This is a genomic window from Streptomyces roseicoloratus, assembly GCF_004117935.1.
Lineage (GTDB): Bacteria > Actinomycetota > Actinomycetes > Streptomycetales > Streptomycetaceae > Streptomyces > Streptomyces roseicoloratus.
Map to the genome: position 1 here is coordinate 181307 of NZ_SDOY01000170.1, position 15758 is coordinate 197064.

Annotated in this window: 15 protein-coding genes; 8 read left to right on the forward strand and 7 right to left on the reverse strand. The window is 71.1% G+C overall.

What is annotated here, in order from left to right:
* Nucleotides 1–47 precede the first annotated feature (47 nt).
* Both ESG85_RS30595 and ESG85_RS30600 read right to left on the reverse strand, forming a co-directional pair.
* Nucleotides 48–1355 (reverse strand): ion channel protein, encoded by a 1308-nt coding sequence (locus tag ESG85_RS30595; RefSeq protein ID WP_128984409.1) that lies wholly within the window; start codon nucleotides 1353–1355, stop codon nucleotides 48–50.
* Nucleotides 1356–1459: 104 nt separating this feature from the next.
* The gene (locus ESG85_RS30600; protein WP_128984410.1) at nucleotides 1460–1828 is read right to left on the reverse strand and encodes a YbjQ family protein; all 369 of its coding nucleotides are present in this window, start codon (nucleotides 1826–1828) and stop codon (nucleotides 1460–1462) included.
* 272 nt (nucleotides 1829–2100) lie between these two features.
* Here ESG85_RS30600 and ESG85_RS30605 point away from each other — a divergent pair, with 272 nt between their 5' ends.
* Nucleotides 2101–2832, forward strand: coding sequence for a DedA family protein (locus ESG85_RS30605; RefSeq protein ID WP_128984411.1), 732 nt, complete (start codon nucleotides 2101–2103; stop codon nucleotides 2830–2832).
* Nucleotides 2833–3164: 332 nt separating this feature from the next.
* On the opposite strand, the gene ESG85_RS30610 is transcribed toward ESG85_RS30605, so the two are convergent.
* Both ESG85_RS30610 and ESG85_RS30615 read right to left on the reverse strand, forming a co-directional pair.
* A complete protein-coding gene (locus ESG85_RS30610; RefSeq protein ID WP_246095428.1) occupies nucleotides 3165–4820 on the reverse strand; it encodes a threonine/serine exporter family protein in 1656 nt (551 codons plus the stop codon).
* 156 nt (nucleotides 4821–4976) lie between these two features.
* On the reverse strand, nucleotides 4977–5468 hold the full coding sequence (locus ESG85_RS30615) for an inorganic diphosphatase (RefSeq protein WP_128984413.1): 492 nt from the start codon (nucleotides 5466–5468) through the stop codon (nucleotides 4977–4979).
* A 105-nt stretch (nucleotides 5469–5573) separates the two neighbouring features.
* On the opposite strand from ESG85_RS30615, the gene dacB reads away from it, so the two are divergent.
* From dacB to ESG85_RS30650, 7 genes are all read left to right on the forward strand, one after another.
* Nucleotides 5574–7142: a D-alanyl-D-alanine carboxypeptidase/D-alanyl-D-alanine endopeptidase gene (gene dacB, locus ESG85_RS30620; RefSeq protein ID WP_128984414.1), complete on the forward strand. Its 1569-nt coding sequence runs from the start codon at nucleotides 5574–5576 to the stop codon at nucleotides 7140–7142.
* A 120-nt stretch (nucleotides 7143–7262) separates the two neighbouring features.
* The gene (locus tag ESG85_RS30625) at nucleotides 7263–8402 is read left to right on the forward strand and encodes a zinc-dependent metalloprotease (protein WP_128984415.1); all 1140 of its coding nucleotides are present in this window, start codon (nucleotides 7263–7265) and stop codon (nucleotides 8400–8402) included.
* 197 nt (nucleotides 8403–8599) lie between these two features.
* Complete coding sequence (tilS, locus tag ESG85_RS30630) at nucleotides 8600–9640, forward strand: tRNA lysidine(34) synthetase TilS (protein WP_128984416.1); 1041 nt, start codon at nucleotides 8600–8602, stop codon at nucleotides 9638–9640.
* Nucleotides 9641–9682: 42 nt separating this feature from the next.
* The gene (hpt, locus tag ESG85_RS30635) at nucleotides 9683–10222 is read left to right on the forward strand and encodes a hypoxanthine phosphoribosyltransferase (RefSeq protein WP_128984477.1); all 540 of its coding nucleotides are present in this window, start codon (nucleotides 9683–9685) and stop codon (nucleotides 10220–10222) included.
* A gap of 189 nt (nucleotides 10223–10411) precedes the next feature.
* Nucleotides 10412–12436, forward strand: a complete 2025-nt coding sequence (ftsH, locus tag ESG85_RS30640) for an ATP-dependent zinc metalloprotease FtsH (RefSeq protein ID WP_128984417.1) — start codon at nucleotides 10412–10414, stop codon at nucleotides 12434–12436.
* Between the two features lie 99 nt (nucleotides 12437–12535).
* The gene (gene folE, locus ESG85_RS30645) at nucleotides 12536–13141 is read left to right on the forward strand and encodes a GTP cyclohydrolase I FolE (RefSeq protein WP_128984418.1); all 606 of its coding nucleotides are present in this window, start codon (nucleotides 12536–12538) and stop codon (nucleotides 13139–13141) included.
* A 70-nt stretch (nucleotides 13142–13211) separates the two neighbouring features.
* Complete coding sequence (locus ESG85_RS30650) at nucleotides 13212–14201, forward strand: hypothetical protein (protein WP_246095430.1); 990 nt, start codon at nucleotides 13212–13214, stop codon at nucleotides 14199–14201.
* Nucleotides 14202–14217: 16 nt separating this feature from the next.
* On the opposite strand, the gene ESG85_RS30655 is transcribed toward ESG85_RS30650, so the two are convergent.
* The 3 genes from ESG85_RS30655 to folB all read right to left on the reverse strand — a co-directional run bounded on the left by ESG85_RS30655 (nucleotide 14218) and on the right by folB (nucleotide 15726).
* Nucleotides 14218–14703 carry a DUF3180 domain-containing protein gene (locus ESG85_RS30655; RefSeq protein ID WP_128984419.1) on the reverse strand — a complete coding sequence of 162 codons (486 nt, stop codon included), beginning with the start codon at nucleotides 14701–14703 and terminating at the stop codon, nucleotides 14218–14220.
* A 67-nt stretch (nucleotides 14704–14770) separates the two neighbouring features.
* The gene (gene folK, locus ESG85_RS30660) at nucleotides 14771–15370 is read right to left on the reverse strand and encodes a 2-amino-4-hydroxy-6-hydroxymethyldihydropteridine diphosphokinase (protein WP_128984420.1); all 600 of its coding nucleotides are present in this window, start codon (nucleotides 15368–15370) and stop codon (nucleotides 14771–14773) included.
* Complete coding sequence (gene folB / locus ESG85_RS30665; RefSeq protein ID WP_128984421.1) at nucleotides 15367–15726, reverse strand: dihydroneopterin aldolase; 360 nt, start codon at nucleotides 15724–15726, stop codon at nucleotides 15367–15369. Before folB ends, folK begins: the two co-directional genes overlap by 4 nt.
* Between the last annotated feature and the right edge of the window lie 32 nt (nucleotides 15727–15758).

Genomic DNA, 15758 nt, shown 5'->3' on the forward strand with positions numbered 1-15758 from the left:
CGTACGTACGGTGGACGGCGGGACGGCGGGACGGCGGGGCCGGCGGCTCAGCGCAGGGCGCGGCCGTCCTCGTCGAGTTGCAGGAACGGGCGGCCGGTGACGACCAGCCAGGCGGGCAGGGACGCGAGGCAGAGCACGGCGATCATCGCGGGCGAGGCGGCGACCACGGCGGCGACGAAGAGGCTCACCCAGCCCTGCCGGGTGGTGGCGAGGAGCACGCCGAGGACGGCGGCGGAGACGGCGACGGTCGGGTTGATCTCGGTGACGAGAGCCTGGGCGCAGAGTCCGAACGCGGCGCCGACGAAGACGGCGGGGAAGACCCGGCCGCCGCGGAAGCCGCAGGAGCCGGCGACGAGCAGGGCGGCCAGCTTCACCACGGCGAGCTTGGCGAGCTCACCGGAGCCGAGCGTGCCGATCCCGGCGACGATCTCCTGGGTCTCGTGGAGGCCCTTGAACAGCGTGAGGTGCCCGCCGAGCGCGCCGAGGAGTCCGAGGACGAGGCCGCCGAGCGGAAGGACCAGCATCGGATGGCCCAGACGGGTGAAGGCCCGGTGCAGATGGGGGTAGACGTAGCAGGCGAGCAGGCCGAACACGGCGGCCAGGGTGGCGAGGACGAGGGCGGCGAGCACGTCCTCGTATCCGGGGTTGTTCAGCGGCGGCAGGCCCATGTCGAAGCTGGGGCTCGACGCCAGCTGGGTGGTCATGGCGCCGGCGCCTGCGGCGACCAGCGGGGCGAAGATCTGGTCCCACAGCGAGCCCCGGCTCGGCTTGGACGCCAGCGCCTCCGAGATGACGAGGGCGGCGGCGATCGGGGTGCCGAACAGGGCGCCGAGCGTCCCGGCGACGCCCAGGGCCACCCAGAACGCGCCGGGCACGGCCGGGAAGGCCCGGTGGCCAAGCCAGAAGGCGAGGGCGACGGCGCTGCCGATCGTCGGGCTCTCCGGGCCGAGGCTGACGCCGCCGGCGAGGGCCAGGGCGCTGGCGGCGAGCAGACCGGGCACCACGACGGGCGGCAGCGGCGGGCCGCCGAGCCCCTCGGTGGCCGGGTCCGGGCCGGCGTGCCCGGGCGCCTTCCAGACGATCAGGCCCACCGCGATGCCGGTCGCGGTGAGCACGGCGATCATCCAGAGCGACGAGTAGTGGCCGACGCCGAGCGCGTCCGGCAGGTCGTTCCACATCAGCTCCTGCAGCTGGTCCGCCAGCTCGCTGATCCCCAGGAACAGCAGACCCGAGCCCACTCCGACCACGAGTGCGGGAAGGATCTGGGGCAGCAGGACCCTCAGGGGCGTTTCGGGCGCGGGTGTCGCGGACGGCGTCGGGGGTGTCTCCGGCGTCGGGGGTCTCTCGGTGGCCACCGGCTCACCATAAGTGAGCAAATGCCGCACAACATCCCGACATTCGGCCCTTCAGCTCACGAACCGTCAGCACCGGGACCCGGCCCGGCCGGCCCGCGACCGGGTCAGCCGAGCGGCTCGATCACCACGGCCGTGCCGTACGCGCACACCTCCGTGCCCACGTCGGCGGCCTCCGTGACGTCGAAGCGGAACATCAGGACCGCGTTCGCGCCGCGCGCCCTGGCCTGCTCCACCAGGCGCTCCATGGCCTGGTTGCGGGTCTCTACCAGCGTCTTCGTCAGCCCCTTCAGCTCCCCGCCGATCATCGACTTCAGACCGGCGCCGATCTGGCTGCCCAGGTGGCGCGACCGCACGGTGAGGCCGAAGACCTCGCCGATCACCTGCCGTACCTGGTAGCCGGGCACGTCGTTCGTCGTGACGACCAGCACATCACCCTGCGCCGGCTGCCCGCCGCCGTACTCGTCGATGCCCATGCGCATCCACCTCCTGGCCCCCAGCCTGGCGGCGCCCCCGACCGGCCGCATCCGGTACGGGGCCGGGCGGGCGCACGCGGGAAGGGCGCCGGGCGCACGCCGGGGCGGGCGGGCGCTGCGGGCAGCGGGCGCCGGGTGGACGCGGCGGGCGCCGGGTGGACGCGGGTGGAACCCGGAGGGTTCACTTCGCGTTGATAGCTTGGGGCGGCAGTCCTGTACGACAATCCCCCTTCACGCCCCTCCCACCCCCAGACCGCAGGAGCCCGGAACCCGTGAACACGCTTGCCCTCGGACCGAGCTGGCTGGACCCGGACAATCTGATCGGAACCTTCGGTCTGATCGGCGTCCTCGTCATCGTCTTCGCCGAGTCCGGACTCCTCATCGGCTTCTTCCTGCCCGGCGACTCCCTGCTCTTCACGACCGGCCTCCTCGTCACCACCGGGAAGCTCGACACCCCCCTGTGGGCGGTGTGCACCCTGGTGGTCGCCGCGGCGATCCTCGGCGACCAGGTGGGCTACCTCTTCGGCCGCAAGGTCGGCCCGGCGCTCTTCAAGCGCCCGGACTCCCGGCTCTTCAAGCAGGAGAACGTCGAGAAGGCCCACGAGTTCTTCGAGAAGCACGGCCCGAAGTCGCTGGTCCTGGCCCGCTTCGTGCCGATCGTGCGCACCTTCACGCCGATCATCGCCGGTGTCAGCCGGATGAACTACCGCTCCTTCATCACGTTCAACATCATCGGCGGCGTGCTGTGGGGCGCGGGCGTGACGCTGCTCGGCGCCTCCCTCGGCAAGATCGACTTCGTGCACCGGCACATCGAGATGATCCTCGTCGGCATCGTGCTCATCTCGGTCGTCCCGATCGTGATCGAGTACCTGCGGGCCCGCGCCCAGTCCAGGAAGAACCCCGGCCCCACCGGCGGCCAGGGCCACGACGACGGCCACGAGGGCCACGACGGCCCCGGCACCCCGAACCCGCCGGCCGAGCGCGGCCGCCACGCCAAGCGCTGACCGCATCCCGGCCCTCCAGGACGGCTTCGGCCGCCCCGGCCGACCCCACCGCACAGGCCCCGGCCCTCGTCACGAGGGCCGGGGCCTGATGTCTGCCGCAAGGACGGCCGGGACCCCGGGGCCCGATGCCGTCGGGGCGAGAAGCCCCCGGGACCGCCCCAGGCCGAGAAGCCCTCGGGACCGCCCCAGGCCGAGAAGCCCCCAGGCCGAGAAGCCCCCGGGACCGCCCTCGGGACCGCCCCAGGCCGAGAAGCCCCCAGGCCGAGAAGCCCCCATGCCCCGAAGCCCCCGGGACCGGCCCCGGCCCCGAAGCCCCGGCCCGGCCCCCAGGCTCAGAAGCCCCTCGTGCGCTTCGCCGCGCGCCGCGCCGCCGCCGCGCCCGGGGCCTGCATGAACAGCCGCGCCAGCTCACCACCCAGGTTCACGCCGATCGCGATCGCCAGGGCCAGCGCCGCCGCCTTCGCCAGCGAGCCGAAACCGTCCTCGAGGTTGTGCTGCGCGATCGCCAGCACACCGAAGTACGTCGCGGAACCCGGCAGCAGCGGGCCGATCGCCGCCGTCACGTACGGCAGCGACGACGTGTGGTGGTAGCGCGCCGCCAACTGGCCGAAAAGACCCACCAGACCCGCCGCCACCGCCGTCGCCATCACCGCGGAACCGTCCGCCGTGACCGCGATCGACGCGAAGACCACCCACGCCACGCCGCCGTTCAGCGTCGCGAACAGCACCGTCGACCGCGACTGCTGCAGCAGGATCGCGAAGGTCGCACACAGCACCATCGACGCCGCGATCTGCACCCACGGCCGCTCCACCGGGCTCAGCACGCCCTCCGGGTTCAGCTCCGCACCGAACTGCACCGCCAGGTACAGCACCGACAGCACGCCCACCACGATCGCCACGAAGAAGTACCCGACCTCCAGCAGCCGGGCCGACGCCGTGATGTAGAAGCCCGTGAGACCGTCCTGCACGGCCGCCACCAGCGCCCGCCCCGGAATCAGCGCGAACAGGCCACCCGTGATCACCGCCGAGGGCCGCAGATCCGCGTGCAGCAGCGTCAGCGCCACCCCCAGCGCCGCCGGCGGCATCGCCGCCACCAGGAACTGGTAGAACTCCGGCAGCCCGCGCCCCGCGAACAGCCACGCCAGCCGGTCACCCAGCATCGCGCCCAGCGCCGCCACGAAGAACACCGTCGGCCCACCGCCCAGCAGCACCGACGCCGCGCCCGCCAGGACGCCCGCCGCCGCCGTCAGCACCCAGCCCGGATACGGATGCCGGTTGCGCCGGATCTCCGCGAGCCGCCGGTACGCCTCCTCCGGCGACACGTCGTGGTCCGGGTCGTTGATGTCGGCCAGCAGCAGATAGACCGCGGCCAGCCGCGTGTAGTCGGTGCCCCGCCGCCGCACCGTACGGTTCGCCGTCACCGGGTCGTCCACCAGCGACGGCTGGTACGTGACCGACAACAGCGTGAACGTCACCGTCGGCTCGCAGCGGTCCAGACCGTACGAGCGGCAGATCGCGAACATCGCCGCCTCGACGTCCTCCGCACCCTCACCACCCGCCAGCAGCAGCTCGCCGATGCGCAGCGCCAGGTCCAGCACACGCGGCACCGGCGGCCCGGCCTCGTCCGCCTTCCGCAACGCCTCCGGCACCGGCCGCTCACCGACCGGCAGCCGCAGCATCGTCCGCATCCGGTCCTGCCACGGCGCGTCCTGCGGCAGCTTCGCCAGCGGTATCCCGTACGCCGGGGTGAACGCCGGCGGCGCGTCCTGCGGCGAGTACGCCGCCGGCGGAGCGAAGGCGGAACCTTCCTGCTCGACCTGCGGCTCCGGCGCCAGACCCTCCGGAAGGGCGAACTCGGAAGTCGGGTGCTCCTCCTCGGGCGGCTCCGGCGGCTCCACCCCGGCAGGCGGCACGAACGCACTGCGCGCCTCGTCGGAAGGCGGCTTCCGGTCCTCCGGAACCTCCTCCGGCCCGTCCGGCTTCGCCACCGCTCTCCTCACCCTCATCCCGGCCTGGTACCCGCATCACCAGCCCTCATACGGGCCGGCTGAAGCCCAGTATGAACGCGCGAAGGGCGGCGCACCTCAGCAGGTGCACCGCCCTCGCACAAGACCGGATCAAGCCGGTCCCCGAGTCAGACCGGCTCAGTGGCCGCCCGACTCCTTGAAGCGCTTGTACGACTTCTCGATCTCGGCCTCGGCCTCGGCGCGACCGACCCAGTCGGCGCCCTCGACCGACTTGCCCGGCTCCAGGTCCTTGTAGACCTCGAAGAAGTGCTGGATCTCGAGACGGTCGAACTCCGCCACGTGGTGGATGTCGCGCAGGTGCTCCATGCGCGGGTCCGTCGCCGGGACGCACAGCAGCTTGTCGTCGCCGCCGGCCTCGTCCGTCATGCGGAACATGCCGATGGCACGGCACTTGATCAGGCAGCCCGGGAACGTCGGCTCGTCGAGGATGACGAGCGCGTCCAGCGGGTCGCCGTCCTCACCGAGGGTGTTCTCGACGAAGCCGTAGTCCGTCGGGTAGGCGGTCGAGGTGAAGAGGCGGCGGTCCAGGCGGATCCGACCGGTCTCGTGGTCGACCTCGTACTTGTTCCGCGACCCCTTGGGGATCTCGATGGTGACGTCGAACTCCACGGGTGGATCTCCTCCTGAATCAACACATGTCAATGCTCGCGACGACGCGCGGTGGTTAAGTGTCCCTCACGCACGCTCTTGATCGCGAAAGGGGCTGGTCATCACATGCCGGAGCCGAGAACCTGGCAGCTCGCGGCGGGCTCCGCCGTGCTCGGTCTCGCCCTGGCCGCCGCCGCCGCCGGCGCGGCCGGCCCGTGGGACTCCGGTCAGCGTAAGGCCGAGCGCGCCCGGGCGGCCCTCGCCGACGCCCGAGGTGGCGCACATCACGCCGGCCCGCTGCCCGCCGCCGCCCCGCACCACCCCGCCCCCGCGCCCAGCGCCCCCGGCGTCCTGCGCGCCCTCGACGCCGGCGCCCGGCCCGCCGCACCCGGCGGCACCAAGGCCACCCGGACGGGCGACCTCGCCGCCGTCCTCGTCCCCCTCCTCGCCGACCCCGGCCTCGGACCGCTGCGCACCGCCTCCGTCGTCGACACCGCCACCGGCCGCCGGCTGTACGGCGAAGGCGCCACCACCCCGATGACCCCGGCGTCCACCATCAAGATCGCCACCACCGCCGCCGCGCTCTCCGCCCTCGGCCCCGACCACCGGATCGCCACCACCACCGTCGCCACGGCCGACGGCCGCACCGTCACCCTCGTCGGCGGCGGCGACCCCACCCTCGACCGCAACCGGCTCAAGGCCCTCGCCGACGCCACCGCCCGCGCCCTCAAGGCCCGCGGCACCACCGCACCCATCCGCCTCACCTACGACACGAGCCTCTACAAGGGCCCCACCCACCACCCGATCGGCCCCAACGAGAACCTCGCCCCCGTCACCGCCCTCATGACCGACGAAGGCCGCCTCGACGACAGCCGCAGCGGCCCCGCACCCCGCACCGCCGACCCGGCGGGCGACACCGCCACCGCCTTCGCCGACCTCCTCCGCACGGCCGGCATCACCGTCCACGGCACCCCCACACCCGGCAAAGCCCCCAAGCCCACCGCACCCGACGGCACCGCCGACGACAAGGCCCCCAAGCCCGCCGGAGCCCCCGCCGCCACCGCCCCCCACACCGACGGCAAGGCCCCCACGGCCACCACCCCCCGCAACCGCAACAGCAACCGCAACGGCGCCGCGCTCCTCGCCCGCACCGAATCCGCACCCCTCGCCGACCTCGTCGAACGCACCCTCACCACCAGCGACAACGACCTCGCCGAAGCCCTCGCCCGGCAGACCGCCCTCGCCCACCGACAACCCGCGAGCTTCACCGGCGCCGGCCGGGCCGTCCACGACGAACTCGCCCGACTCGGCCTCCCGCTCACCGGCACCCACTTCGCCGACGGCAGCGGACTCGACCGCAACGACCGCGTCACCGCCGCCCTGCTCACCGGCATCCTCACCCGCGCCGCCGACCCCCACCGCCCCGCCCTCCGACCCGTCCTCACCGGACTGCCCGTCGGCGGCTTCAGCGGCACCCTCGCCGGACGCTACGACACCGGCCCCGCCGCCTCCGGCGCCGGCCTCGTCCGCGCCAAGACCGGCACCCTCACCGGCGTCAACACCCTCGCCGGCACCGTCGTCACCCCCGACGGACGCCTCCTCGCCTTCGCCTTCCTCGCCGGCCGCACCAACTCCCCGTACACCGCCCAGCCCGCCCTCGACCGCCTCTCCGCCGCCCTCGCCACACCCCGCTGACCCCCCACCCCCACACCCACACGCCCCCGCACCCCCACACCGCGCACCCACCCCCGACCCGCACCGCCCACTCCCGCCCGAACCCTCACCAGACCGGCGACGAGAACGTACGGTTGACGCATGACGAGCATCGGTGGTGCAGGCACATCGGGGATGGTCGACTGGAACCTCGCCGTCGCGACGGCGACCCGACTGGTGCGTCCCGGCCCGGAAGTGAGCCGCGAGGAGGCCCGCGACGTCGTCGCCGAACTCCGCCGCCACGCCCGGGCCGCCGAGGAACACGTCCGCGGCTACACCCGCATGATCCCCGAAGGCCACACACCCGAGGACACACCCGTCCTCGTCGTCGACCGGACCGGCTGGATCAAGGCCAACGTCGCCGGCTTCCGGGAACTGCTCTCCCCCCTCCTCGACAAGATGAAGGAACGCCGCTCCACCGGCCCCGGCGGCACCGTCCTCAACGCCGTCGGCGGCAAGGTCACCGGCGTCGAACTCGGCATGCTGCTGTCCTTCCTCGCCTCCCGCATCCTCGGCCAGTACGAGACCTTCGCCCCCGCCACCCGCGAACTGCCCGCCGGCACCGACGGCGGCGGCCGCCTCCTGCTCGTCGCCCCCAACATCGTCCACGTCGAACGCGAACTCGACGCCGACCCCCACGACTTCCGGCTCTGGGTCTGCCTCCACGAAGAGACCCACCGCACCCAGTTCACCGGCGTCCCCTGGCTCCGCGACCACCTCCAAGGCGAGATCCAGTCATTCCTCGCCGCCACCGACGTCGACCCCGGCACCGTCGTCGAACGCCTCCGCGAAGCCGCCCAGGCCCTCGCCGGAGGCCGCCCCGAAGGCGAGAACGGCGAACCCTCACCCTCCCTCGTCGAACTCGTCCAGACCCCCGAACAACGCGAGATCCTCGGCCGCCTCACCGCCGTCATGTCCCTCCTCGAAGGCCACGCCGACTACGTCATGGACGGCGTCGGACCCGACGTCGTGCCCTCCGTCGCCGAGATCCGCGAGAAGTTCCAGCAACGCCGCGCCCGCGGCGCCTCCCGCCTCGACCTCGCCCTGCGCAAGCTCCTCGGCCTCGACGCCAAACTCCGCCAGTACCGCGACGGCGAACGCTTCGTCCGCGCCGTCGTCGACCAGGTCGGCATGGACGGCTTCAACCGCGTCTGGACCTCACCCAACACGCTCCCCACCAAAACCGAGATCGCCCGACCCGCCGACTGGGTGGCGAGGGTGCACCGTAAGGCAGACTCGTGAGACAGGTGCGTCGGATGGCGGAACACCACCACACCCATCACCCGTCCGAGGGACCCTAGACGGCGGGTAAGGCGTGCAATGCTCGGCTGACGGCCAGGTTCTGTCACCATCGACGCACTCTGAGTGACCGAACCCCCACTTCCGACCGTTAAGACTCCGACCGAGGCACTGCACACCCACCACGAAGGGCACCGGACATGGGTCCCCATCCTGCGGTCGCGGCGATACGCCTGGCGGTCCGCCGCGTACTCCACGACGTCCTCACCGAACACACCACCCCACACCCCACACAGCACCCCACCGAGCACCCCACCCAGGAACAGCCCGCACCACTCGTCCTGGTGGCCTGCTCCGGAGGCGCCGACTCCATGGCACTCGCCTCCGCACTCGCCTTCGAAGCCCGCAAACTCGACATCCGCGCCGGCGGCATCACCGTCGACCACGGCCTCCAGGACGGCTCCGACCAACGCGCCCGCGAAGTCGCCGACCGCATGACCGCCCTCGGCCTCGACCCCGTCGAAGCCATCACCGTCACCGTCGGCCGCGACGGCGGACCCGAAGCCGCCGCCCGCGACGCCCGCTACGCCGCCCTCGACGCCGCCGCACAACGCCACCACGCCACCGCCGTCCTGCTCGGACACACCCGCGACGACCAGGCCGAAACCGTCCTCCTCGGCCTCGCCCGCGGCTCCGGCATCCGCTCCCTCTCCGGCATGGCCGCCGTCTCCGGCACCGCCCGCCGCTACCGCCGCCCCTTCCTGGAGCTCGACCGACAGACCGTACGCAAGGCCTGCATCGCCCAGGAACTCGCCGTATGGGACGACCCCCACAACAGCGACCCCGCCTACACCCGCTCCCGCCTCCGCCACGAAGGCCTCCCCGCCCTCGAAAAGGCCCTCGGCAAGGGAGTCGTCGAAGCACTCGCCCGAACGGCCCAGCTCTCCCGCGACGACGCCGACGCCCTCGACTCCTGGGCCGCCGACGCCGAAGCCTCCGTACGCGACGAAGCCGGCCGCCTCGAATGCGCCAAACTCTTCGGCCTGCCGCCCGCCGTCCGCCGCCGCGTCCTCCGCCGCGCCGTGATCGCCGAAGGCGCACCCGCCGGATCCCTCTTCGCCCGCCACATCGAGGAAATCGACCGGCTCATCACCGGATGGCGCGGCCAGGGAGCCATCAACCTGCCCGGCCGCGTCGAGGCACGCCGCCAGGGTGGCAGACTGGTCATTCGGCAAGGCTGACGCAACGCTGCAACGAAAGTGACCCGGGTGAACGAGAAGGACATGGGTGCCGACCTCAAGTCGGTCCTCATCACCAAGGAAGAGATCGACGCGAAGCTGGCCGAGCTGGCCGCGAAGATCGACACGGAGTACGCGGGCAAGGACCTGCTCATCGTCGGCGTCCTCAAGGGCGCCGTCATGGTGATGGCGGACCTGGCACGCGCCCTGTCCACCCCCGTCACCATGGACTGGATGGCCGTCTCCTCCTACGGAGCCGGCACCCAGTCCTCCGGCGTCGTCCGCATCCTCAAGGACCTCGACACCGACATCAAGGGCAAGCACGTCCTGATCGTCGAGGACATCATCGACTCGGGCCTGACCCTGTCCTGGCTCCTGTCCAACCTCGGCTCCCGCGAGCCGGCCTCCCTGGAGGTCTGCACCCTCCTGCGCAAGCCGGACGCCGCCAAGGTCGCGATCGACGTCAAGTGGATCGGCTTCGACATCCCCAACGAGTTCGTCGTCGGATACGGCCTCGACTACGCCGAGAAGTACCGCAATCTCCCGTTCGTCGGCACCCTCGCCCCGCACGTCTACGGCGGCTGAGGAAACCCGCCCCACGGGAACCCGCACCGTCTTCCCTCCGTTGAAGCAAGGGAAGACGGTCGCGGGTGACAATGCTGGGGTACCGTCCGAAGAACAGCTTTTTCATACCGCAGCTCCAAACAACCGCAGCTACTCAGCAGCATTCACCTACGGGCAGGAGGGACGGGGCGCCGAGCGCGCCCCGTATGGATGGACGTGAAGCGATACTTCCGCGGGCCGGTCATGTGGATCGTGCTGGCCGTCCTCGCCGTGGTCGTGCTGATGCAGGTCGTCGGCTCGTCCGAGGGCTACAAGACGGTGGACACCGGCAAGGTCGTCCAGGCGATCGACAAGAACCAGGTCAAATCCGCAAGGCTCACCACCGGTGACGAGCAGAACATCAAGATCACGCTCGTCGACGGCCAGAAGATCGACAAGAGCAGCAAGGTCCAGGCCCCCTACATCGGCACCCAGGGCGCCGACCTCGCCGAAAAGCTCCAGGAGAAGTTCGAGGCCGGGCAGATCAAGGACGGCTACACCGTCTCCCCCGAGAAGCAGTCGCCCTTCCTCTCGGTCCTCTTCTCCCTGCTGCCCTTCGTCCTCATCGTGGTCGTCTTCCTCTTCCTGATGAACCAGATGCAGGGCGGCGGCTCCCGCGTCATGAACTTCGGGAAGTCCAAGGCCAAGCTCATCACCAAGGACACGCCCAAGACGACCTTCGCGGACGTCGCGGGCTCCGACGAGGCGGTCGAGGAACTCCACGAGATCAAGGAATTCCTCCAGGAACCCGCCAAGTTCCAGGCCGTCGGCGCCAAGATCCCCAAGGGCGTACTGCTCTACGGCCCGCCCGGAACCGGCAAGACCCTCCTCGCACGCGCCGTCGCGGGCGAGGCCGGCGTGCCGTTCTACTCGATCTCCGGCTCCGACTTCGTCGAGATGTTCGTCGGCGTCGGCGCCAGCCGCGTCCGCGACCTCTTCGAACAGGCCAAGGCCAACGCCCCCGCCATCGTCTTCGTCGACGAGATCGACGCCGTCGGACGCCACCGCGGCGCCGGCCTCGGCGGCGGCCACGACGAACGCGAGCAGACCCTCAACCAGCTGCTCGTCGAGATGGACGGCTTCGACGTCAAGGGCGGCGTCATCCTGATCGCCGCCACCAACCGCCCCGACATCCTCGACCCCGCCCTCCTGCGCCCCGGCCGCTTCGACCGGCAGATCGCCGTCGACCGCCCGGACATGCAGGGCCGCCTGGAGATCCTCAAGGTCCACCAGAAGGGCAAGCCGGTCGCCCCGGACGTCGACCTCGGCGCCGTCGCCCGCCGCACCCCCGGCTTCACCGGCGCGGACCTCTCCAACGTCCTGAACGAGGCGGCGCTCCTGACCGCCCGCTCGGACAAGAAGCTCATCGACAACAAGGCACTCGACGAGGCGATCGACCGCGTGGTCGCGGGCCCGCAGAAGCGGACCCGCATCATGTCGGACAAGGAGAAGAAGATCACCGCGTACCACGAGGGCGGCCACGCCCTCGTCGCGGCGGCCTCACCCAACTCCGACCCCGTCCACAAGATCACCATCCTGTCCCGCGGCCGGGCCCTGGGCTACACCATGGTCCTCCCGGACGAGGACAAGTACTCGACCACCCGCAACGAGATGCTCGACCAGCTCGCCTACATGCTGGGCGGACGCGCCGCCGAGGAACTGGTCTTCCACGACCCGACCACCGGCGCCGCGAACGACATCGAGAAGGCCACCGCCACGGCCCGCGCGATGGTCACCCAGTACGGCATGACCGAGCGGCTCGGCGCCATCAAGTTCGGCGGCGACAACACCGAGCCCTTCCTCGGCCGCGAGATGGCGCACCAGCGCGACTACTCGGAAGAGGTCGCCGCGCTGGTCGACGAAGAGGTCAAGAAGCTCATCGAGACCGCGCACAACGAGGCCTGGGAGATCCTCGTCGAGAACCGCGACGTCCTCGACAACCTGGTCCTCGCGCTGCTCGAGAAGGAGACGCTGGGCAAGGAGGAGATCGCCGAGATCTTCGCCCCCATCGTCAAGCGCCCGGCCCGCCCGGCCTGGACCGGCTCGGCCCGCCGCACGCCGTCCACCCGCCCGCCCGTCCTCTCCCCGAAGGAGCTGGCCCTGACCAACAGCGCCAACGGCTCCTCGGCGGCGACCACCCCGGTCGACACCACCAAGTCGATCGACATCGCCCCGGAGGACACCCCGGAGCCGTAGGCTCCACGGGCCCGGAATGGAAGCCGCGCCCCCGCAGGTTCTAGCCTGTGGGGGCGCGGCTCTTTTCGCGCCAAGTCAGACAGACGGAACGAGGCACAGATGACCGACCCGGTGACGCTGGACGGCGAGGGCACGATCGGCGAGTTCGACGAGAAGCGCGCCGAGAACGCCGTACGGGAGCTGCTGATCGCGGTCGGCGAGGACCCGGACCGCGAGGGCCTGAGGGATACGCCCGGACGCGTGGCGCGGGCGTACAAGGAGCTCTTTTCTGGGCTGTGGCAGACGCCCGAGGAAGTACTCACGACCACTTTCGACCTGGGGCACGACGAGATGGTCCTCGTGAAGGACATCGAAATGACAGCCACCTGTGAACACCATCTCCTCCCATTTCATGGCGTAGCTCACATTGGTTACATTCCGGCTGAAACGGGCAAGATTACCGGCCTGTCGAAGCTGGCGCGATTGGTGGATGTCTTTGCTCGCCGTCCCCAGGTGCAGGAGCGCCTGACGACGCAGATCGCCGACTCGCTGATGGAGATCCTGGAGGCGCGCGGCGTCATCGTCGTGATCGAGGCCGAGCACATGTGTATGGCGCTGCGAGGAGTCCGTAAGCCGGGTGCGAAGACGACGACCTCGGCGGTTCGTGGTCAACTTCGTGACGCTACTACACGGGCCGAGGCTATGTCCCTGATATTGGCACGTTAGTAGCGAGCTGCCCGCCTTGCTCCATACCGTCCCGATCAGTGGAGTTGATCGCTGATCAAGGGGGATCGGTATGGGGTACGGGCTTTCCAGCAAGATGCTGGTGAACCTGGTGAGTGGCTGGGCTCAGGCGAAGAACGTGGTTCCCGGCGACGTGCTGTGGACGCTGGACGGTGACCGGACGTTGCAGACCACGGTCACTGGGGTGATTGCGGTCAAGGGGCGGGACGCTGTCGACGTGGTCACTGACCACACGACCTTCACGGCGAGCCCGGACTTGCTGCTGGCCACGCCGGACGGGTGGACGCACGCCCGGGACGCGGCGGGGGCCACGGTCGCTTGGACGCCGGCGCGGAAGCTGCGGCGGGAGCGGTTCGCCATCAGGCCGGGGCACGAGTTCGGGTACTTCGTCGGAGCCACCTGCGCCGACGGGACCGTCTACAAGAACTACGTGTCCTTGATCGTCAACGACCAGGGCTTCGCGGCACAGTACGCGGCCGCCCTGACAGCCTGCACAGGCCTTCCCGCGCGGCTGGAGGCGGTCACACGGCCATCGGGGTACCTGAAGCGGGACGTGGCCGGCTTCCGGGTCCGGGTGGTCTCCTCGTACCTCTCCGACGCACTCAGGCACTACGTGGGCGGGGATCCTCACCACATGCGGCAGCGCTTCCCGCGAGTGGTGCTTCGTGACATCGATACCTTCAACGGGTTCCTCGACGGATATGTCGACGGCGATGGCCATCGCGCCAAGCACTGGGATGCGCGCATCATCGCGAGCGCCAATGTGCCGTTCCTGGCCGCGATCGCTCCCATCATCGGCGCGCGGTTCACCCCGGCTACGAAAGGCGCCTCACAGCTCTGCATCTCCGACCGCTGGCAGAGCCGCGGCACCTTCGCCCCCGAGCACCACCGCCTCGACCCGCCCGAATCCACCTGGGTCCAGGTCCACGAGGTCCGCCCCCGCCCCGCCTCCGGCACCAAGCCCTTCACCTTCTACAGCTACCGGCTCTCCCCGCACCCCACCTTCCTGGTGAACGGGCACCTCGTGCGGGAGCCCTGGTGAGGGCGCCCCGCCGGGCTCAGGCTCGGGCCTTGCCCGGGTCGTTGTGGTTGTCGTCTTCCGGGAGCTTGCAGACGCGTTCCAGGAAGAGGGCCGCGGCGATGACCGCGAGGCCGGCCAGGACCGCGCAGGCGGCGTAGATGGCCTGGTCGCGGCGGGCGGGGACGTCCAGGGACTCGAGGAGGACGATGCCCGTGCCGGCGTACATGCCGGCGACGAGGGCGGCGACGAGGGCGCTGGCCTGGCCGAAGACGACGGCGCGGGCGGCCATCAGGGGTTCGACGCCCTTGGCGTCGGGACGGCGCTCGCGCTGGGCCTTGAGGCGGGCGCGCAGCGAGAGGGCCGTGGCGAAGAGGACGGCCGCGATGGCGGCGAGGACGATGGGGGCGGCGAGCGGCACGCTGGGGAGCGTGCCGACCGAGTTCCACAGGCGGGCGGCGCCCCAGGAGACGATTCCGGCGGCGAGGAACAGTCCGGCGAGCACCTTGAGCCGCAGTTGTTTCACCGGGTGTCGTCCTTCGTGTGTGCCGGGTGGCTTGCGCCGCGTCCTGTGTCTCCGAGGAGCCTAACGACTACTCCGGGAGTCGGAGTTCCAGATCGGTCCGTGCCGCGACGCCCTCGTGGCCCAGGGTGGTGAGGAGGTCGGCGACGGGGCCGTGGCCGGGGAGCTGGGCGTCGGGGTCGACGTCGTGCCAGGGGGCGAGGACGAAGGCGCGCTGGTGGGCGCGGGGGTGCGGGAGGGTGAGGACCGGGTCGTCGGAGATCACGTCGGCGTAGGTGATGATGTCGACGTCGATGGTGCGGGAGCCCCAGCGCTCTTCGCGGACGCGGTGGAAGGCCTCTTCGACGGCGTGGGCGCGTTCCAGGAGGGAGCTGGGCGGCAGGGTGGTCTTCACGAGGACGACGGCGTTGAAGTAGGCGGGCTGGGTGCCGGGCTCGACGCCCCAGGGCTCGGTCTCGTAGACGGGGGAGACGGCCTTGACCCGGAGGCCGGGGGTGTCTTCGAGGGCGTCGACGGCGCCTTGGAGGGTTTCCAGGCGGTTGCCGAGGTTGGCGCCGAGGGCGAGGACGGCCCATTTGGGGTTGGAGAGGGTGTGGTCGGCGGCGTCGACGGCGGCGGTGACGGCCGCGGGGACGGGCTGCACGGTGGGATCGCTGTGCTGGGGCTTCATGCGCGGCTCCGGGTGATGGTGATGGTGACGTCGTCGAAGGGGACGGTGATCGGTGCGTCCGGCTTGTGGACGACGACCTCGACTTCCTGGACGCCGGCGTGCTTGAGGCACTGCTGGGCGATGCGTTCGGCGAGCGTCTCGATGAGGTCCACGGGTTCGCCCTGGACGACGTCGACGACTTCTTCGGCGACGATGCCGTAGTGGACGGTCTTCGTCAGGTCGTCGTCGGCGGCCGCGGCGCGGGTGTCGATGCCGAGGGTGAGGTCGACGATGAAGGTCTGGCCCTCTTCGCGCTCCTTGGGGAAGACGCCGTGGTGTCCTCGGGCCTTGAGGCCGCGCAGCGCGACACGATCCACGCGAATCACTCCTGCTGTCGTAGTTCCGGTGG